Origin of the sequence: Paenarthrobacter sp. YIM B13468, from assembly GCF_042788025.1 — a bacterium.
Classification (GTDB): Bacteria; Actinomycetota; Actinomycetes; order Actinomycetales; family Micrococcaceae; genus Arthrobacter; species Arthrobacter aromaticivorans.
In genome coordinates, this window is the sequence record NZ_JBHZPI010000001.1 from 109578 (window position 1) to 128685 (window position 19108).

14 protein-coding genes are annotated in these 19108 nt (G+C 60.2%); 10 read left to right on the top strand and 4 right to left on the bottom strand.

Annotation, left to right across the window (positions count from 1 at the left end):
• The first annotated feature begins 31 nt into the window (after nucleotides 1-31).
• Entirely contained in the window at nucleotides 32-1810 is a 1779-nt protein-coding gene (gene mtrB / locus ACFX4T_RS00515) for an MtrAB system histidine kinase MtrB (RefSeq protein WP_377650617.1), read from the top strand.
• Nucleotides 1807-3525, top strand: coding sequence for an LpqB family beta-propeller domain-containing protein (locus tag ACFX4T_RS00520; protein ID WP_223946418.1), 1719 nt, complete (start codon nucleotides 1807-1809; stop codon nucleotides 3523-3525). The genes mtrB and ACFX4T_RS00520 overlap by 4 nt, the downstream gene beginning before the upstream one ends.
• Before the next feature lie 206 nt (nucleotides 3526-3731).
• Here ACFX4T_RS00520 and ACFX4T_RS00525 read toward each other — a convergent pair whose 3' ends face one another.
• On the bottom strand, nucleotides 3732-4448 hold the full coding sequence (locus tag ACFX4T_RS00525; protein WP_377650629.1) for a hypothetical protein: 717 nt from the start codon (nucleotides 4446-4448) through the stop codon (nucleotides 3732-3734).
• Between ACFX4T_RS00525 and ACFX4T_RS00530 the strand changes: the two genes are divergently transcribed.
• From ACFX4T_RS00530 to secA, 4 genes are all read left to right on the top strand, one after another.
• Nucleotides 4437-4640: a phosphoribosyltransferase gene (locus ACFX4T_RS00530; RefSeq protein WP_263426299.1), complete on the top strand. Its 204-nt coding sequence runs from the start codon at nucleotides 4437-4439 to the stop codon at nucleotides 4638-4640. The two genes, ACFX4T_RS00525 and ACFX4T_RS00530, sit on opposite strands and share 12 nt — an antisense overlap.
• 158 nt (nucleotides 4641-4798) lie before the next feature.
• Complete coding sequence (gene hpf, locus ACFX4T_RS00535) at nucleotides 4799-5527, top strand: ribosome hibernation-promoting factor, HPF/YfiA family (RefSeq protein WP_216924033.1); 729 nt, start codon at nucleotides 4799-4801, stop codon at nucleotides 5525-5527.
• A gap of 27 nt (nucleotides 5528-5554) precedes the next feature.
• Nucleotides 5555-6844 carry a winged helix-turn-helix domain-containing protein gene (locus ACFX4T_RS00540; RefSeq protein WP_377650460.1) on the top strand — a complete coding sequence of 430 codons (1290 nt, stop codon included), beginning with the start codon at nucleotides 5555-5557 and terminating at the stop codon, nucleotides 6842-6844.
• Nucleotides 6845-6886: 42 nt separating this feature from the next.
• Nucleotides 6887-9628 carry a preprotein translocase subunit SecA gene (gene secA / locus ACFX4T_RS00545; RefSeq protein WP_377650461.1) on the top strand — a complete coding sequence of 914 codons (2742 nt, stop codon included), beginning with the start codon at nucleotides 6887-6889 and terminating at the stop codon, nucleotides 9626-9628.
• Nucleotides 9629-9729: 101 nt separating this feature from the next.
• Here secA and ACFX4T_RS00550 read toward each other — a convergent pair whose 3' ends face one another.
• The gene (locus ACFX4T_RS00550) at nucleotides 9730-10152 is read right to left on the bottom strand and encodes an Rv3235 family protein (RefSeq protein WP_254186208.1); all 423 of its coding nucleotides are present in this window, start codon (nucleotides 10150-10152) and stop codon (nucleotides 9730-9732) included.
• A gap of 175 nt (nucleotides 10153-10327) precedes the next feature.
• Nucleotides 10328-11122 (bottom strand): LysM peptidoglycan-binding domain-containing protein, encoded by a 795-nt coding sequence (locus ACFX4T_RS00555; protein WP_377650462.1) that lies wholly within the window; start codon nucleotides 11120-11122, stop codon nucleotides 10328-10330.
• Nucleotides 11123-11267: 145 nt separating this feature from the next.
• Here ACFX4T_RS00555 and ACFX4T_RS00560 point away from each other — a divergent pair, with 145 nt between their 5' ends.
• Nucleotides 11268-11837, top strand: coding sequence for a hypothetical protein (locus tag ACFX4T_RS00560; protein WP_377650463.1), 570 nt, complete (start codon nucleotides 11268-11270; stop codon nucleotides 11835-11837).
• Between the two features lie 30 nt (nucleotides 11838-11867).
• On the opposite strand, the gene ACFX4T_RS00565 is transcribed toward ACFX4T_RS00560, so the two are convergent.
• Nucleotides 11868-12083, bottom strand: a complete 216-nt coding sequence (locus tag ACFX4T_RS00565) for a helix-turn-helix domain-containing protein (protein WP_216924027.1) — start codon at nucleotides 12081-12083, stop codon at nucleotides 11868-11870.
• Between the two features lie 152 nt (nucleotides 12084-12235).
• On the opposite strand from ACFX4T_RS00565, the gene ACFX4T_RS00570 reads away from it, so the two are divergent.
• From ACFX4T_RS00570 to ACFX4T_RS00580, 3 genes are read left to right on the top strand one after another with little or no spacing between them, the layout of a single operon-like run.
• A complete protein-coding gene (locus ACFX4T_RS00570) occupies nucleotides 12236-12880 on the top strand; it encodes an SAF domain-containing protein (protein WP_216924026.1) in 645 nt (214 codons plus the stop codon).
• The gene (locus ACFX4T_RS00575; RefSeq protein WP_377650464.1) at nucleotides 12877-14181 is read left to right on the top strand and encodes a CpaE family protein; all 1305 of its coding nucleotides are present in this window, start codon (nucleotides 12877-12879) and stop codon (nucleotides 14179-14181) included. Before ACFX4T_RS00570 ends, ACFX4T_RS00575 begins: the two co-directional genes overlap by 4 nt.
• A 57-nt stretch (nucleotides 14182-14238) precedes the next feature.
• The gene (locus ACFX4T_RS00580) at nucleotides 14239-19095 is read left to right on the top strand and encodes an NAD-glutamate dehydrogenase (RefSeq protein WP_377650465.1); all 4857 of its coding nucleotides are present in this window, start codon (nucleotides 14239-14241) and stop codon (nucleotides 19093-19095) included.
• Nucleotides 19096-19108: the final 13 nt, after the last annotated feature.

A 19108-nucleotide genomic window follows, 5' to 3' on the forward strand; every position in this document is an offset into this window, starting at 1 on the left:
CGATCCACTACCAAGGAACCTTCCCTGGCTGATGTGGCGCGCCCGGATATGGACTCGACGTGGCCTAATTCTGGTTCTGAGGGTTTCCCGCCTCGTCTCGATCGGTGTCCGGCAGATACGGCCGGGTCTTCGCTTCCTCTGGCGTTCTTTGCTGAGGCGATGGCGGCGGTCATTGGAGTTCAGGACCGTGCTGACCACGCTCCTGCTTGCCGTAACGTCCTTTGCGATCGTCGGTGCGTACCTTTCCAACCAGATCGCCAACAACCTTTTCCAGGAGAGGCTGGCCCAAGCGGAGTCGGAGTCCCGCTACAACGTAAAACAGGTTCAGGACACCTTCGACGGCGCACAGGTTACTGATCAATCAAGCGTCATCACGTTGGTCTACGACACGTTAACCGCGGTAGAGGGCCGGGGCTCGGTGATCCAGCGGCGCTACGTCTTTGAAGCCGTCCCGGAACAGACCAAACCCCGTAACCGCTGGGTGGAGTCGCGAGCCTCGGACCAGCTCACCGTCCGCGTCATCCCGCCGGAATTGCGAAAGGCTGTCCAGGACGGCGGGAAGCAACAGTTCTGGGCCTCCATGCAGTTCCCTGTTGGAAACGAGGACCGGCCCGGTATTGCTGTCGGAAACAAAGTCACCTTTAACGGCACTGCCTATGAGTTGTATTTGATCTATGACCTGAACACTGCACAGAAGACCCTGGACGAAATCCAGAACGTGCTGTGGGCCGGTGGTGCGGCGCTCGTGCTCATGATTGGTGCCATCGCCTGGTACGTCACGCGCAATGTGGTCAGCCCTGTGAGCCATGCTGCCGTGGTGTCGGAAAAGCTGGCGGCGGGCCAACTCCAAGAGCGCATGGTGGTCAAGGGTGAGGATGAGGTTGCCAGGCTTGGTGCTTCGTTCAACCATATGGCGGCCAGCCTGCAGGAACAGATCACCCAGTTGGCCACGCTGTCCCAAATGCAGCAAAGGTTCGTCTCGGATGTCTCGCACGAACTACGCACCCCATTGACGACCGTTCGCATGGCCGCGGAGGTCCTTTACGACGCCCGTGAAGACTTCGATCCTATGAACAAACGCTCGGCCGAACTCCTCTATCACCAAGTGGAACGGTTCCAGTCCTTGTTGTCTGACCTGCTGGAAATTTCGCGCTTCGATGCCGGTGCTGCCGTCTTGGACGCCGAACCCCAGGACATATTCCAAGTGATCTCGCACGTCATGGAGGGCGCAGCACCCGTAGCCTCCGAATACGGTTCTGAGGTCCGCCTGAACGCCCGTCAGAAGAGCATCATTGTCGAAATGGACTCGCGCAGGATCGACCGGATCCTGAGGAACCTGCTCCTCAATGCCCTTGAGCACGGCGAGGGAAAGCCGATCCACATTTCTGTGGCAGCAAACCACGACGCCGTGGCTGTGGCCGTGCGGGACCACGGCATTGGAATGAGCCAAGCGGAAGCTGCCAGGGTCTTCGACCGCTTCTGGCGGGCTGACCCGGCACGCGCCCGAACTACTGGTGGAAGCGGACTGGGATTGTCCATCGCCGCCGAAGACACCAAGCTCCACAACGGCTGGCTTCAAGCATGGGGTCGCAAAGGGGCGGGCTCAAACTTCAGGTTGACATTGCCGCTCAAGCAAGGTGGAACCATCCTCAAGTCGCCCCTGCAGTTGGAACCTGCGGACATCGACTTGCCCGGAGCCCGTAGCGAACGCCAGATGCTTGTCCTGGGTACGGGTTTTGGCACCACAGACGGCAAATCCGACGTCGGAACACCTCCTTCGGATGACGAGGGAAAGGGCGGTGCATCATGAGGTTCCTTTGCACCGGACGCAGGCGGGCCTTCGTTGCCGCGTTGGCGGCGCTGATGGTCTTGCTGGCCTCGTGCGCCCAGATTCCCCGGTCCGGTCCAGTGGGAAAGAGCCAGGATGAGGGAGCAGGAAACCCCAACGCCCCTGTATTCTTCCCCGCAGCACCGCGTGCAGGCTCCACACCGGAAGCCGTCATTGAGGATTTCTATATGGCTGGCAGCGGCTATGAGGACGACTATCCCGTAGCGCGGCAATATTTGACCCAAGCCCAAGCCGTAACGTGGAAGCCGGATAAGCGGGCCATCGTTTTCCGCGGAGCCCACGTGGTCAAGACGGCCGTGGAGAATGAGTACCTCTACGAGGTGGACCTTGCCTACACGGTGGATGCGGACGGAATAGCGACGCAGTTCCCACCGGGGACCAAGGAGACCATCCCAGTCTCGCTGGAGAAAGTGGAGGGGGAGTGGCGGATCTCCAAGGTTCCGGATGGCACTGCGATTCCGGAAGAGACGTTCAAAGTCATTTACGGCGCTTTTCCGATCTACTTCTATGATCCGACGTTCACGTATGCGGTGCCGGACTACCGATGGTTCATCAAGAAGAAGACTGTTAAGTCCATGACCAGCGCCCTGCTTGCCGGGCCTGCGCCGTATTTGCGTGGGGCGGTGGTGAGCGCCTTTCCCTCCGGAATGAAGTTGGCCCGGGAATCTGTCCCCGTAGTTTCAGGGGCAGCCCAGGTGGATTTGTCGGCCAAGGAACTGTTCGATGCATCGGCAGAAGACCGCCAACGGATGCAAAACCAGCTGGCATTAACCTTCAGGGGGCAACCGGACGTCATCAACGTCCAGCTTCGCGCAGACCAGGACCTGGTCCGCGTCGAGGACAATGGGACAGTTCTGCCGCCGGTTGTGGACAAGAATGTGCCTGCCCGCCAGATCGCCGTCAGTAACGGCGACTTGGTCCGCTATGAGAACAATCGCGTTTCGCCATTACCTGACATTCAGTCGGTTGCGGGGCTCGGCCCCCATTCGCCCGCCGAGTCGCCGGTATCCCAAACCGTTGCCTTCCTCAACGGCGACAAAACCACGTTGTACTCCATCGAGCCTGGTCAACCGGCCCGGCAACTGACCACCCGAAGCACTTTGACCGGGCCTTCGTTCAGTCCTCATGATTGGGTTTGGACGGCGGGACCAGGCGCCAGCGGGAATACTGAGGTTGTGGCTTTCAAGCCCACTGGCGTTGCCCCTGGCATGGCTGTGCCCACGGCGACCATATCTCCCACGTGGCTTTCCGGACGGACTGTCAAGGATTTCCGCATCTCACGCGAAGGTACCCGGGCGCTGGTGATATCCGAAGCTAACGGTAAATCAGTGGTTCAGGTTACGGGCATCGTCCGGAATGCAGACGGCGCGCCGAAGGATCTTACGACTCCGATCACTCTTTTCACTTCCACCTCGCCTGACCAGGGGGTGTGGGTCAACGGATCCACCGTTGCCGTAATGGCCAGTTCGGCAACGGCTACCGTGGTTCCGGAGTTGCTCTCGCTGACCTCGGGGGAGCCGCAGCAACTGGCGCCGTGGGACGGCCTCATGAGTCTGAGCGCAGGTAACGGGGCAGAACAGATCTACGGCCAGTCCACAGCGGGAATCTTTCAACGTGTCGGAAATGGTTGGGAACTTCAGCTCAAGGGCCCTACGGAGCCGGCCTTCCCGGGCTGACCGGGAGCCAGACACCCTGGAGGCGCCGCCCCACAAGACCGTGGTTGTTCACATAGCAGGCTGCTGGGCTGTTACCGGACCAAAAAGTGGCTAAGGCTACCAGCATGAATGTTTTCGTGATCAACCTCCCGTTTGCCGTCAACGGTCCTCGACCTGCCCAACTCATCCAGCGCCGGATTGACCCGGATGTCGGTGCCCCGGACCCCTCAGGACCCCGGCGACGCGGAGAGGACCGGCGCCTGCTTGGGCGCCTGATTGCCAACTTGCAAGCGGCACTGATGGAGTTGGTTGCACTTCTGGTTCCCGTTGATTGCGTCTGCTGCGGTGTGGAAGATACCGTCCTGTGCAGGGATTGTGCGAAGCGGGTGCGTCAGCTTTGCAGGAACCCCTTCAGGGCCGAACAGGAATCGCCTGCGTTGGTCGATGTTGATGGCAGTGTAAAGCTCGGTGTGGTGGCCGCAGGGCCCTATAGGGATGAACTTTCGCAGTCCCTGTTGTCCTTCAAGAGCTTCGGCCAGTGGCGGCTGGCTGAGGTGTTGGCGCCCTGCTTCGGAAACGCACTCCGTCTGGCCATTGGTGACCAGCCGGGGTTTTGCGTTGTTCCCGTTCCCAGCAGCGGCAAGGCCTTCCGAAGCCGCGGTTTCAGCCCCGTACACGTTCTGCTCCGATGCATGAAGAGACGGGGGATGTTGTCCCGGTGCCCGGGTTTCGATGCGCTTGAGAAGACCGGGAGCCGCCTGGAAAGCCGACGGCTGGCCGCAACGTGCAAAGACCTGATCGGTAGTGGCGTCAGGGCCATCCTTGGCACCGAGGGGAGAGATGGTTCCACAGGCCAAAAAGGACTCGGCAGGGGTGAGCGTGCCAGGCGTGTCCGGGGTTCCATGAGGGTTCGACCCCGCTGTAGGGAAAAGATGCGCGGACAAAGATGCCTGATTGTGGACGATGTTCTCACCACTGGAGCCACCCTCGCGGAGGCTGCCCGGGCAGTGTCTGCGGCTGGCGGGATAGTCTGCGGCGCCGTTGTTCTCGCGGCAACGAGGCCACCAGCCTACGCCTCCCATACCCCCGGGGACGAGCCCCCTGGTGGGGTTAAGACGCAAACAAAAAATAAGTGACCAAAGGGTGAATAACTCGTGCCGATGAACTAACGTCGGTTGTGGGTACCAAGAACAGATGTACCTGTCGATAGCGGCTCGGAAAGGGGCTCGACTGTCCGTCAGACCAGCCCCCTACAGCGTCGTTATCGTGTCACCTGAGTTATTTGGAGGGCACCATGGAGTTCATGATCAGCGGACGAAATCTGACAGTTTCTGACCGCTTTCGCGAATATGCCGGCGAGAAAATCTCAAAGATTGAATCGCTGGGGGACAAAGTCCAGCGAGTCGACGCCAAGGTTTCCAAGGAGACCAACCCCCGGCAAACGCCGGGACAGCTCACCGTTGAAGTGACCGTCCTGGGCCGAGGCCCTGTTATCCGTGCCGAGGCCACAGCCGCTGACAAATTTGCTGCCTTCGATCTTGCGTACAACAAGCTGCTTGAGCGGTTGCGTCGCGCAAAGGACAGGAAGAAGGTGCACCACGGGCGCCACACGCCCAAGGCCGTTCGGGAAGCAACGGCCTCCCTCGAGCCCGCGAGTGCCAGTGAGCCAATTTACGCAGGCGCCAACAACCACCAAGAGGCTGAACCGCAGGCCGATGAGCGGTCGCCCTACGACATCGAGAACGATATTCCAGCAGGTGATTCACCCGTTTTGATCCGACGGAAGGTTTTCCCCGCCGCATCCCTCACACTCGATGATGCAGTGGACAACATGGAACTGGTGGGGCACAACTTCTACCTGTTCCTGGATAAGGAAACCAATGCGCCCTCGGTTGTATACCGGCGCAGTGGCTGGACTTATGGTGTCATAACCCTCGACTCCACCTGCGAGCCCGGCGAGGAAGCCGTGGAGGAGAAGATCCACGCGTACCGCTCGGATGACCAGGCGGCCACCGCCAAGTAAGGCTTAATCGCACGAGAAAGGACTTCAATGACCGCTTCGCTGAGCCTGTCACAGGCACGGCGGATCGCATTGGCAGCCCAAGGATTGGCGAAAGTCCGGCCCGCCGGCCCCGTGACCCCACGGGCGGTGGGCCGGACCTTTGCCCGGATCCAGCTTGTCCAGATCGACTCCGTGAATGTGCTGGCTCGGAGCCACTATCTGCCATTCTTTTCCCGCCTGGGAAACTATGATCCCGCAATCCTTCACTCCATGGCAGGCCGAAAACCGCGCAAAATGATGGAGTACTGGGCTCACGAGGCCAGCTATATCCGTCCGGAGCATTATCCCGACCTGCTTCTCTGGCAAAAGCGGGCGTGGGTGGGGGCACATCACATGGAGCCCGCGGTGCGGATCGCCATGGAGGAACGAATCCTCGCAGCCCTTGAGGCCGGACCGCCGATGACGGCGTCTGCCTTGACTGTACAACTTGGGCACACCCAGGACACCGAAAGCGCAAATTGGGGCTGGAACTGGAACACCGTAAAGCGCGTTCTAGAGCACCTGTTTGAAGAAGGCCGCGTTTCAGCGGCTTCGCGGACACCCCAATTCGAACGTCTCTACACACTTACTTCCAGGGTTCTGCCGGGTTCGGTACACAGCGGGATGGATGCAGATACCGCCCTTGACCGGCTCATGGATGCAGCTGCCTTGGCACATGGCATCGGAACGGTCCGGTGTTTTGCCGACTATTTTCGGACCCCGCTGAAGGCTGGGGAGGCGTCGGTGCAGCGACTCCTCCAGGCAGGCCGGCTGGAGCGCGTTTCCGTTCGCGGTTGGGACCGGGAAACGTACCGGCACATCGATGCCAGATTGCCACGCAAGGCCGAAGGCCGGGCGCTGCTGAGCCCTTTTGACTCGCTCGTCTTCGAGCGGCGGCGCCTGGAAGAGTTGTTCGGATTCCACTATCGGATTGAGATCTACACGCCTGCTGCCAAGCGCCGTTTCGGCTACTACGTTTTGCCCTTCCTGCTCAGGGAAGGCATCGTGGCCCGGGTCGATTTGAAGGCTGACAGGGCCGCAGGCCAACTCTTGGTTCGATCCGCATTTGGTGAGCCAGGAGCGCCACCGGATACCGCCGTCGAGCTTTCCGCCGAATTGTGGCTCATGGCCCAATGGCTCGGCCTTCAGGAAGTTGTTGTGTGGCCCGTGGGGGATCTCGCGGTTTCACTCTCCGAGGCTGTGGCCAGAGGCCCTATCGGGCGTTGTGAACCAGATGGGCAGAGCAGTCCGCTCACAGGGGAACCGGATAACGTGGCGATACTCTCTCCCGTAGACTGAAACAGCCAGAATTCGGCAGCATGAGACTGGGAGCAATTTCACGTGGCATCACTAATCGAAAAACTTCTCCGCACGGGTGACAAGAAAACACTCCGGCAACTGCGGAACTATGCCGATTCCATCAATGCCCTGGAAGACTCTTTCAAGACGTTCTCTGACGCTGAACTTCGGGAGGAAACAGACCGCCTGCGCTCCCGGCATCAGGACGGCGAGACCTTGGATGCCCTCCTGCCGGAGGCATTCGCTGCGGTCCGTGAGGCCTCATCCCGAACGTTGGGCATGCGGCACTTTGACGTCCAGCTTATGGGTGGCGCCGCCCTCCATCTGGGCAACATTGCCGAAATGAAAACCGGTGAAGGCAAGACCCTCGTGGCAACAGCGCCGGCCTACCTCAATGCCCTTACGGGCAATGGCGTCCATGTGGTCACGGTGAATGATTACCTTGCCGAATACCAGTCCGAGCTCATGGGACGCGTCTACCGCTTCCTTGGCCTTACCAGCGGCTGCATCCTCTCCAACCAGGATCCGTCAGTGCGTCGGCAGCAGTACGCCGCAGACATCACCTACGGGACAAACAACGAATTTGGCTTCGACTATTTGCGCGACAACATGGCCTGGGACGCCAGTGAACTCGTTCAGCGGGGGCACAACTTCGCCATTGTGGATGAAGTTGACTCGATTCTGATCGATGAAGCGCGTACCCCACTCATCATCTCGGGTCCGGCCCAAGGCGACACAAACCGCTGGTTCAGCGAATTCGCAAAGGTCGTTCTCCGGTTACAGCCGGAGGTCGACTACGAAGTCGACGAGAAGAAGCGGACTGTTGGCGTCCTGGAAACCGGAATTGAAAAGGTGGAGGACTACCTCGGTATCCAGAACCTGTATGAATCGGCCAACACCCCTCTCATTGGTTTCCTGAACAACGCCATCAAGGCGAAGGAACTCTTCAAGCGCGACAAGGATTACGTCATACTCGACGGCGAAGTCCTGATTGTTGACGAGCACACAGGCCGTATCCTTGCCGGGCGACGATACAACGAAGGCATGCACCAGGCCATCGAGGCCAAGGAAAACGTCGAGATCAAGGCCGAAAACCAGACACTGGCAACGGTAACGCTGCAGAACTACTTCCGTATGTATTCGAAGCTGTCCGGCATGACGGGTACGGCCGAGACCGAGGCAGCCGAGTTCATGAGCACGTACAAACTCGGAGTTGTACCCATTCCCACCAACCGGGACATGCAGCGCATTGACCAGTCGGACCTCGTCTACAAGAACGAGATCGTTAAGTTTGACGCCGTAGTCAAGGACATCGCGGAACGCCACGAAAAGGGCCAGCCAGTACTTGTTGGCACCACCAGCGTCGAGAAGAGCGAATATCTCTCCAAGCTGCTGGCAAAGGAAGGAATCCGCCACGAGGTTCTCAACGCCAAGAACCACGCACGGGAAGCCTCCATCGTGGCTCAGGCCGGACGTAAGAGTGCCGTCACGGTGGCAACCAATATGGCAGGCCGCGGTACCGACATCATGCTTGGTGGCAACGCCGAATTCACTGCTATCGCAGAGCTCGCCAAGAGGGGGCTCGACCCCGAGGAGAACTCGGAAGAGTACGAAGCAGCATGGCCGGAGGCACTCGCAGCGGCCAAGCAGGCGGTTAAGGACGAGCACGAGGAAGTACTGGACCTTGGCGGCCTCTACGTGCTGGGCACCGAGCGCCACGAGTCCCGCCGGATTGATAATCAGTTGCGCGGCCGCTCCGGACGTCAGGGCGATCCCGGGGAATCCCGTTTCTACCTTTCACTGACCGACGACCTCATGAGGCTGTTCAATTCCGGTGCTGCCGAGCGACTCATGAACAGTTCCGTGCCGGACGACGTCGCGCTGGAATCAAAGCTCGTTTCCCGTGCCATTGCCTCGGCTCAAGGTCAGGTGGAAGCCCGCAACGCGGAGCAGCGCAAGAACGTCCTCAAGTACGACGACGTCTTGAACCGCCAGCGTGAAGCGATCTACGGGGACCGTCGTCGGATCCTCGAAGGCGATGACCTCCACGAAAAAGTTCAGTTCTTCCTGGAAGACACCATCAACGCCCTTATTGAAGCCGCCACGGCAGAAGGCAACGGCGATGATTGGGACTTCAACCAGCTCTGGTCAAACCTGAAGACGCTTTACCCAGCCACCGTCACTGCGCAGGAAATCATTGATGAAGCCGGCGGTAAGTCCAGGGTCACTGCCGAATTCCTCAAGGAAGAGATCCTCTCTGACGCGCGGCTGGTGTACCAGGCCCGTGAAGAAGCAATTGGCTCCGAAAGTATGCGTGAGCTGGAGCGCCGGGTGGTTCTGTCGGTGCTTGGGCGTAAATGGCAAGAACACTTGTACGAGATGGACTACCTCAAAGAGGGCATCGGGCTGCGGGCCATGGCTCAACGCGATCCGCTGGTGGAGTACCAGCGCGAAGGCTTCGTGATGTTCCAAAGCATGATGGAAGCCATTCGGGAGGAAAGCATCGGGTTCCTCTACAACCTTGAAGTTGAGGTGACCCCCGCCGAAGATGTCGTTGTTGCCGACGATACTGCGGCAGGTGCACACACCGAGCACCACGATCCCCAGATCCGCGCTGCCGGTCTGGAGACACCCGAAAAGCCAGCGCAATTGCAGTACACAGCCCCAGGCGAGGACGGGGCGAGCCAGACCCGCATCGAAGGCCGCTCCTCGGGCCGATCGGGTAATCCTGCTAAAGCAGCCACCCAGGAACAGCGCAAAACCGCCAAGAAGAAGCGGCGCTGATCCAGCCACCCTGTGAGAGAAGGCCCCGGACACAAGTCCGGGGTCTTTTTTCGTAGATCTGCTGCCTCCCGGTTGAGGCAACCTGGTTGGCTCACGGGTGCCTAGCCAATCTCCAGGGCGGTGACCTGCCATGTCCCGTCGGAGTGTTCCAACCTCATGGCAATTGCGCGCGAGCGCTGCTCCTCAGAGACAACGATGCTGACCTCGTAGATGGAGTCTGAAATGGCGCAAGCACGGACGGAACGGACCATTGGGCTTCTGTGGACCTGAACCGTGCCGCGGCTACGTGCAGCGTGTTCGCGTGTAAGGGCAGCCCGATGCTGAAGCGAAAGAAAGCATTGCGCATCGAGGGATCTGGACAACTGGAGAGCAGGCCTGGTCCCCGCAAGTACCTCTACTGCAGCTTGGGCGATGCTTCGTGCCACTAGCCTTACGTCCAGGGTAGAGGCGTCGGCACCGGCATTCGGTGCGGGACGTTTGGTTCTTTGGCGGTCTGCGTGGCGGCGTGCAGTTGCAACAGTCATGGTCAATCCTCATGAGTTCACTCTGTGAGCCGTTGCGCGGGCATCGCTTGGCTCAGGTTGCTACGTCTGGGATGACAATGGGACTGTCTTACGTCTTGAACGAGTGCCCCTGAGTGGGTGCCGTTCTTTACAGTCGGATTCTTTACTGGCGGATTCTTTACGGGCCGCGAGGACCTTAGTCCGGCGTTGGGGGCTGCAGTACTTGCCCCGGGCGCAAGGACGCGGGGTCGTCACCAATGATCCTTCGGTTGGCTGAATACCAGCTCGGCCAATGGAGCGCGATGTCAACGTCTGTCGCGAAGGGTCCAAGGTGGTCCGCGGCAATGGACCACAGCGTGTCACCCGGCTTGACGGCAACGCCGGGTGACACGGGGTGTTCAAACGCCATCTCGCGAGAGCCTGGGCGCGACAGGAGGTCAGGCTCAACTATGGGAGGATGTGGCCGCCATGCAGGCCCTGTCCGGGTTGCCTCGCGGCTTTCTTCGGTGGTTACCGCTGGAACCATTTCCACAGCGGGCACGGGTCCTTGTACGCCAGCTGATGGATGCCACGCTGCCATGCCCGCGGCGCCATTGGAGGTGGCTTGCCATTGTGGTTCCGGCATTGCGGCAGCCTGTCCGGCCTGTATTCCGAGGAAATTCAGGCTTAGAAGGGCAAACGCCAGCCTTAGCATGAAACCTGGACTGAACTTGGCGATGGCGTCGGCCCTCCCGCTCCTTCCCGCGCCGTGCAGAACTGCAGCCCAGGCTGCGAGGCCAAGTGAAAGGATCCACCAAGACACAATGGCAATTCCCGAGGCGCTGGATGCGAGGGCCAGGAGGTGCTCGAACGTACTTGTCTGTCCGTGGGACACATCCACCTGCCACTGCCCCAAGAGGCTCTGCCCGACGATTACCAGCAACAGCCCCAGCGCGAGGAGCACGGCGGCGAAGGCGGCATCGTGGCGGATCCTTGGTGGATCGCTGCTCATTCTTACCCTTTCGGCTCTTTAATGCTGTTTGATATCATTTGGTGCTGTTTGCCAATTCTGAGCACAGTCGAAGGGCTTTGTCCAATCATGACGGGAAAATCCCATTGCGGTTGGCGCCACGCGCTACGGGTCCTATTGTGACCATATGAGATGGGACTCTCTCTTCGAAGATCTGGAAGCGCAATTTTCTGCTGAGCGCACCTTGGCCCGTGAATCGGAAATATCCGAACGCGTGCGGGTCGAGCTTGCCGGTCTGGACCTTGCGGACAGGCTTCGAGGATTCGCCGGAGCTGAGATCGCTTTGGTGCTGAGCAGCGGTATTTCTCTCCAAGGGACCCTGGGCCACATTGGCGGTGACTGGTTTGTGTTGGTCGCCAACGGACGGCAATGGCTCATTCCATGCGCATCGGTAAGTCATTACGACGGACTCGGAAGATTGGCTAGAAAACCCGCCTCCCAGGTCCAAAGTTCGCTAAGGCTTGCCAGCGCCCTCCGGGGACTCTCCCGTGACAGGGCGCCGGTGACAGTCGTCCTGGCCGCTGGTCCGGGGGGAGACCAGAGGCTCCATGGTGTCATCGACAGGGTTGGGCGGGACCATTTCGATTTTGCGGATACGCGGGGCGAGGCGCGGCGGGGCGGTGCAGTGGCTGCCGTGAGGACGATTCCCTTCACATCACTCGCGGCCCTATGCTCAAGCGGGAACCAGGGACTCTAGCCGTTCATAGGCGTGTTTGACCGCCCAACGCTAGCTCGACTTGGACTTGGCCTCTTCAATCATGCGGCTGGCCTCGGCGTACCGCTCCTCGATGTATTGCTCCAACATCTTTTCCTCGATGCGCCATTGCCCGCGTCCTCCGACCTGAATGGCTTTCAACTCACCGCTGCGGACCAGGGCGTAGGCCTGCGGCGAATTTATCTGCAGTTGTTCGGCGACGTCCGCCAGAGTCAGGAATCGGGGCATGTGACTATTTTGGCATTTGTTGGCACCGTTTGACACAGTTATCCACAATTTCCATTGATTTGGGGTTCTTGACTTTGGCTTGCGCCGGGTCACGGCAACAATGAAGAGGCGCGGGTAACCGTGCCATGAAACTTCAATGGGGGAGCGGGAAAATGGATCCGAGTACAGGCGTCGCCAGCAACAGGTTGAAGAAGCCGTCTTGGAAGGATCCACGCCTATTGGTGGGAGTGCTGCTCATGCTTGTATCCGTCGCCGGGGTCATCTCAGTCGTTAGTACCGCTGACCGGACCACACAGGTTTATGCCGCACGGGAGGGTATCGCGGTTGGCCAAACCGTGGGGCCAGAGGATTTAACCGTCGTCCAGGTTCGCTTGGATGACGTCGAGTCCGGCTACGTAACCGTGGAGGGCGGAATTGCCCAGGGCAAGGTGGCGCTACAGAGAATTGAGAAGGACCAACTCGTTCCACGGAAGAGCCTCGGGCAGGCTGACGCCCTGAATCGCAAGCCCGTTGCCATATCAATGGATGAGTCACTTCCAGCGCAGGCAGTTCCCGGGGCGAAGGTGGACGTCTGGGTCGCCATGCCGGGCTCGCAAAACGCCTTTGAAGAACCACAGCTATTGCTGCCTGGTGCCGAAATTGCAGAGGTAACTGTGGGTTCCGGTGCCCTCGGCGCCTCAAAGACAACGGTGGTGCTGGTGCTGGTCACGGACAAGCAGATGCCCAAGCTGCTGGGTGCCAAGGCAAACGCCGCCAAGGTATCTGTTGTTTGGAACCCCGCGGGCATCAATCAATGAGCATCCCGGTCATAACTGTTGGCCAGGCACAGGAAGCGGTGGTTGGTGGGCTGGAGCGCTTGCATGGCCCCGTCACAGTGGTTCGCCGGTGTTCAGAGCTTGCGGAGTTGATGGCTGCTTGCCAAAGCGGCCTTGCCTTGGCGGCAGTCGTTGCCGAGGGCTGCGAAGAACTAACCGCTACATTGGTGGATCGGCTGGCTGCCGTAGGCGTGTCCATTCTCGCCTTGACCGTGGACCCGGTGGAGGTCTCGAGGCTCACCGCCATTGGTGTAGTAACGGCATCTACTGATATTGAGCCCGCTGCCCTTGCCGTGAGGATTTCCGAGGCAGTCGGTCGCCACAGTGGGCATGTAGGCGCGCGCACCTTCCCAGACGCCGGCTTCGCAGACTCATCTGCGGGATTCCAATTGGTGCCGGAAACCCGAGTACCCGAAGCGGCCGGCTCAGGGAGGGTAATAGCTGTGTGGGGACCAACAGGCGCGCCGGGAAGAACTCTGGTTGCGGTAAACATGGCTGCCGAGTTGGCGGCCGAAGGCAAGTCCGTGATTCTTGTGGATGCTGACAGCTACGGTGCGAGCGTGTCGGCCATGCTGGGGCTGTTGGAGGAGTCTGCTGGCCTCGCCCAGGCCTGCAGGCTCGCTGACCAAGGATTGCTGGATTCGGATGCACTGGACCGGGCTGCTACGCCTGTCTTCACCAAGAGTGGTGGATTTCGCGTACTCACTGGAACTACAAGGGCGGACCGCTGGCCTGAACTGAGGGCCTCTGCGCTCTCGCTTGTCCTTGAAAGGGCCACGCAGGTCGCCGATGTAGTCGTCGTGGACACCGGTTTCTGCCTGGAAGCAGACGAGGAATTGAGCTTTGACACTATGGCGCCACGCCGCAATGGCGCTACCCTGCGCAGCTTGGAGTTGGCAGACGAGGTTTTTGCCGTCGGGGCTGCGGACGCGATCGGCGTTCCGCGGTTGGTCCGTGGCCTTGCCGAGCTCGAAGCTGCGGTTCCGCAGGCAACACCACGTGTGCTCCTGAATAAGGTTAAGCAGGCGTCGGCGGGCCGTTCTCCTAGGCAGCAGTTATCCGAGGCCTGGGAGCGCTTCGGCCCTGGCCATGGCGTTGATGCCTACTTACCTGCGGACGCGGAAGCGTGCGATGCCGCACTGTTGTCGGGGTCTGTCTTGCTGGAATCATCGCCCGACTCTCCCTTGCGTAAGGCCATTGCGGGGCTGGTCTGTGCACCTATCCAGCAAAATCGCAAATCCCTTGGCCGATCTACCAGACCTTTCGGTCTGCTTAAGCGCTAGGCTCGCTATGTGGGCTGCAGAGTCGCAGCAATCAACATGTGATGGAGGCGTTTGTAGATGTCGTCAGGATCCAGCGTGGAGGATCGGTCCGATGCAGCAGTTGTCCGTGAGGGGTTCTTCGGTGACTACTATGAGCACCTCGCAGAGGAGGACTCCCGGGCGTATGCCCCCGAGCTGCTGATTTCGCGGGCAAGCACACATAAGAAAGTTGCGCAGTCCCGGCGGCCTGGAAATGCCATCGTGGAGATCGGCGTCGAGGCTGACCGAAACGTGGTCTACATCGTTACTGACGACATGCCGTTCCTGGTTGATTCCGTCAACGCCGAACTCGTTCGCCAAAACTGCGCCATCCGGCTCGTGATGCACCCGCTTTTCGTGGTTACCCGCGACCGGGTCTCGGGCGAACTCAGCAGCGTTTCCAGAGTCCCGTCAAATATCGGCATTTCCAGTGGCGACACCGCGGCACTGCCCAGCGTCGCCCACCTGCTCGGCGACAACGACAATTCGTCGCACATGGAGTCTTGGATCGCCGTCGAAATTGACCGCGTAAGCGAAGAAGCCCGCGCAGAATTGGTTGCGGGGCTCCAACGTGTCCTCGGGGATGTTCGCGCCGCCGTTGAAGACTGGCCGAAAATGCGTAGCAAGGCACTGGAACTTGCAGAGACGCTTGGAAGCGTCTCCCACCCCGAGCAGATTGCCGAACTCAGGCAGGCGCAGGACCTTTTGCGCTGGCTGGATGACGGCAACTTCACCTTCCTCGGTTACCGCGAGTACGACCTCGTCAATGAAGACGGCGAGGACGTCCTGGAACTTCGTGAGGACAGCGGACTTGGCTTGCTCCGCGCTGGCGACAACACCCGGCAGATCCAGCACCTCACCGACGCCGGCCGCAAGCGCGCCCGTGAAAAGCGGGCACTGGTGATCACAAAGGCCAACTCCCGCTCAACCGTCCACCGTCCCGCATACCTGGACTACATCGGAGTCAAGAGCTTCGACGCGGCAGGGAACGTCAACGGTGAGCGGCGCTTTATCGGACTTTTCGCCACAAGTGCCTACACGGGATCGGTCCGCAACATCCCCATCGTCCGCGACAAAGTGGACGCAGTGCTGCGGAATGCGGGCTTCCCCATGGATTCCCACTCGGGCAAGGACCTTCTGGGCATCCTGGAAACATACCCACGCGACGAACTGTTCCAGATCGAAATCCCGGATCTTGCGGCCACGGCCACCGGGATCCAGCGACTCCAGGAACGGCGCCGGACCAAGCTTTTCCTGCGCCCCGATATCTACGGACGTTTCATGTCCGCAGTCGTGTACCTGCCGCGTGACCGGTACACCACGAGTGTCAGGCTCCGTATTGAGCAGGAACTGCGCGAGACGTTCCAAGCTGAGAGCATTGACTACGAAGCGAGGATCACGGAGTCGGCCCTTGCTCGCGTTTTCTTCAGGATCAGGCTGCCACGCACCGCGGAACTTGCCGATGTCAACGCAGAAGAACTCGAACACCGGCTAATGCGGGCGTCACGGTCATGGAGCGAAGGCATCGCCGAGGTACTTCGTGAGAACCGTCCCGCGGAGAGTGCTGACGTACTGTCCGCCTTGTGGGCTGAGGCATTCCCTCCCGGCTACCGCGTCGACTACGAGGTTGAGGACGCGCTGGAGGACATCGAACGGTTTGAAAAGTATGGAGCCCAGGCCGAACGGGCAGGGGAAGCGAGCAAGGAACTGCGCCCCGGCGTGCACGTGTACCTTCCCGAAGGTGCCGGTGACGTGCTGGAGGAGGATGCGAGGGTCAAGCTCTACTTGATGGAGCCCAAGAGCCTGAGCCAGATCCTTCCTTACTTCCACAACCTTGGCCTCGAAGTCCTGGACGAACGGCCCTTCGAAATCGAAACCGCGGATCACCGCGACTTTTTCCTGTATGACCTTGGGCTGAAGTACCCGGCCGGCATTGACCCGCTGGCCACCGGAGATCTCCTGGCTGACTCGTTTGGTGCTGCGGTCACAGGGGCCGTCGAGTCGGACAACTTTGACCGCCTTGTGCTTCGCGAAGGCATGCACTGGCGCCAGGTGGTAGTCCTCCGGGCCTACGCCAAGTACATGCGCCAGATGGGCAACACCAATTCCTTTGGGTTCATCGCCGATACCCTCTTGGCCAATCCGGATGTGGCGCGGGGTCTGACCGTATTGTTTGCCGCCCGCTTTGATCCCAACGTCGAAGAAAGCAAGCGTCCCCAACAGCAAGGTGCCGCAAGGGCTGCCCTGGCAGAAGCTATCGAGCAAGTCGCAACCTTGGACGCGGACCGCGTGCTTCGGACCTTCGTCAACCTCATTGAGTCGACGTTGCGCACCAACTTCTTCCAAAACAAGGGATACCTGAGCTTCAAGCTGGATCCCATCACCATCGAGGGTCTGCCGTTCCCGCGCCCCATGTTCGAAATCTGGGTTTACTCTCCGCGCGTGGAGGGCGTCCACCTTCGCTTCGGCAAGGTGGCCCGCGGCGGTCTTCGCTGGTCCGATCGCCGCGAAGACTTCCGTACTGAGATCCTGGGCCTTGTGAAGGCACAGACCGTGAAAAACGCCGTCATCGTACCGACCGGCGCCAAGGGTGGATTCTTCGCGAAGAAGCTGCCCAACCCGGCAGTGGACCGCGCCGCGTGGATGGCCGAAGGGGTGGAGAGCTACAAGACCTTCATTCGCGGGCTGTTGGATATCACCGACAACCTCGTTACTACAACGGACGGCGAAAGGCTTGTGCCGCCGTCGGACGTTGTCCGCCACGACGGCGATGACTCCTATCTGGTGGTGGCCGCCGACAAGGGAACCGCAACGTTCTCAGACACGGCCAACGGATTGGCTGCCGAATACGGGTTCTGGCTTGGCGACGCCTTCGCATCGGGCGGATCCGTGGGATACGACCACAAGGCCATGGGCATCACCGCCCGTGGCGCCTGGGAGTCTGTGAAGAGGCACTTCAGCGAACTCGACCTGGACACCCAGACCGAAGAGTTCACCGTTGTTGGTGTGGGAGACATGTCAGGGGACGTTTTCGGCAACGGTATGTTGCTTTCGCGCCACATCCGGCTCGTGGCAGCCTTTGACCACCGCCATATCTTCCTGGACCCGAACCCGGACACCGCAGCATCGTACGCAGAAAGGCAAAGGCTCTTCGAGCTCCCGCGATCCTCGTGGGACGACTATGACCGGACACTCATCAGCGAGGGCGGTGGCGTGTACCCACGTCAAGCCAAGACAATCCCCGTGTCGGACCAGGTGCGTAAGGCGCTGGGGTTGCCGGACGGAACCACCCAGCTGAGCCCTCCCGAATTGCTTCGGGCAATCCTGCTTGCCCCGGCGGACCTTCTGTACAACGGTGGCATCGGCACTTACGTCAAAGCCAGCACGGAGACACATGCTGCTGTCGGAGACAAAGCCAATGATGCCATCCGCGTGGACGGGAAGGACCTCCGCGTCAAGGTAGTCGGCGAAGGCGGCAACCTGGGGTTGACCCAACGTGGACGTATTGAAGCCGCGTTGCAGGGCGTCATCCTTAATACGGATGCGATCGATAACTCGGCGGGCGTTGACTGCTCCGACCACGAGGTCAATATCAAGATCTTCGTTGACCGTATGGTGGCGGCAGGGAAGCTTGAGGCCACAGAACGCGCAGCATTCCTGGCTGACATGACCGAGGAAGTCGGCCGCCTGGTCCTGCAGGACAACATCGACCAAAACATCTTGCTCCTTAACGACCGGACCCGCGTTGCGGACTGGAGCCCCAGCTACGAGCGCCTGATGGACTGGCTGGAAAAATCAGCCGACCTCAAGCGTGACCTCGAGGCACTGCCCACTACCGAGACACTGCGCCAGCGCCTGGAACAGGGACAGGGACTGACATCTCCCGAGCTGTCCGTCCTGGCCGCCTACGCGAAGATCGAGTTGGCGGCTGCCCTCCGGGACAGCAACCTGGCCGACGACCCCTGGTTCAAGGACACGATCCGGGCCTACTTCCCGAAGCAGTTGCGGGAGAGGTTCGACGCCGAACTTGACACCCACCCGCTGCGGCGAGAAATCATCGCTACGGTGGTGGCCAACGACATCATCAACCTCGGTGGCATTACCTTCGCCTTCCGGGCGATCGAAGAAACATCTGCCAACGAGGTAGCGGTAGCCAAGGCATTCGTGGCGCTGCGTGAAATCTACGATCTCGATCCGATGGTTGAGGAATTGAATGCCCTTCCGGCATCGTTCCCCACCGAGCACTGGAGCGAAGTCCATCTGGATGTCCGCCGGCTCCTGGACCGCGCAGTCCGGTGGGTGCTCGGGCAGGGCATGGCGTCCCGCCCGATTGCCGACGTCGTGAAGTCGTTCAAGCCCATGATGGCGCCACTTCGGGCCAAATTGCTGGACTACCTGCGTGGCGATGACAAAGTTCGTATCAGCGGCTGGCTGGAAAAAGCCCGTGGCTGGGAATTGCCGGATCACTTGGCCCACAGGTGGGCCGAGTTGTTCGAGAGCTATGCCTTGCTGGACATCGCAAGGATCGCCCAGACCGGGACCAACAGCGTCGAGGAAGTAGCGCATGTCTACTACACGGTGTTCAACCGCTTCCACGTGGACTCGCTGCTGGAACGGATCAGCGCCCTGCCCCGCGACGACCGCTGGCAGGCACTTGCCCGTGCGGCGCTCCGGGACGATCTCTACTCAACCGTCGCAGATATGACGACGTCGGTTCTTGAGTCGAGCACGCCCGGCACCCCTGCCGAGGATCGCCTGAGGGCGTGGGAAGGCCTGAATGCCGAACAACTTGGACGGGCGAAGACCATGTTTGATGAGGTCAATTCTCTCGAGGCCGATGACATGGCTTCACTATCGGTAGCATTAAGGCTCTTGAGGTCAATCGTTCGACGCTAGGGGCTGGTCCCGC

Bases quoted from the DNA above. Each gene is read 5' to 3' on its own strand.
- mtrB (WP_377650617.1), top strand. From the start codon at position 32: ATGTGGCGCGCCCGGATATGGACTCGACGTGGCCTAATTCTGGTTCTG.
- ACFX4T_RS00520 (WP_223946418.1), top strand. From the start codon at position 1,807: ATGAGGTTCCTTTGCACCGGACGCAGGCGGGCCTTCGTTGCCGCGTTG.
- ACFX4T_RS00530 (WP_263426299.1), top strand. From the start codon at position 4,437: ATGCGCGGACAAAGATGCCTGATTGTGGACGATGTTCTCACCACTGGA.
- hpf (WP_216924033.1), top strand. From the start codon at position 4,799: ATGGAGTTCATGATCAGCGGACGAAATCTGACAGTTTCTGACCGCTTT.
- ACFX4T_RS00540 (WP_377650460.1), top strand. From the start codon at position 5,555: ATGACCGCTTCGCTGAGCCTGTCACAGGCACGGCGGATCGCATTGGCA.
- ACFX4T_RS00550 (WP_254186208.1), bottom strand. From the start codon at position 10,152: ATGACTGTTGCAACTGCACGCCGCCACGCAGACCGCCAAAGAACCAAA.
- ACFX4T_RS00555 (WP_377650462.1), bottom strand. From the start codon at position 11,122: ATGAGCAGCGATCCACCAAGGATCCGCCACGATGCCGCCTTCGCCGCC.
- ACFX4T_RS00560 (WP_377650463.1), top strand. From the start codon at position 11,268: ATGAGATGGGACTCTCTCTTCGAAGATCTGGAAGCGCAATTTTCTGCT.
- ACFX4T_RS00565 (WP_216924027.1), bottom strand. From the start codon at position 12,083: ATGCCCCGATTCCTGACTCTGGCGGACGTCGCCGAACAACTGCAGATA.
- ACFX4T_RS00570 (WP_216924026.1), top strand. From the start codon at position 12,236: ATGGATCCGAGTACAGGCGTCGCCAGCAACAGGTTGAAGAAGCCGTCT.
- ACFX4T_RS00575 (WP_377650464.1), top strand. From the start codon at position 12,877: ATGAGCATCCCGGTCATAACTGTTGGCCAGGCACAGGAAGCGGTGGTT.
- ACFX4T_RS00580 (WP_377650465.1), top strand. From the start codon at position 14,239: ATGTCGTCAGGATCCAGCGTGGAGGATCGGTCCGATGCAGCAGTTGTC.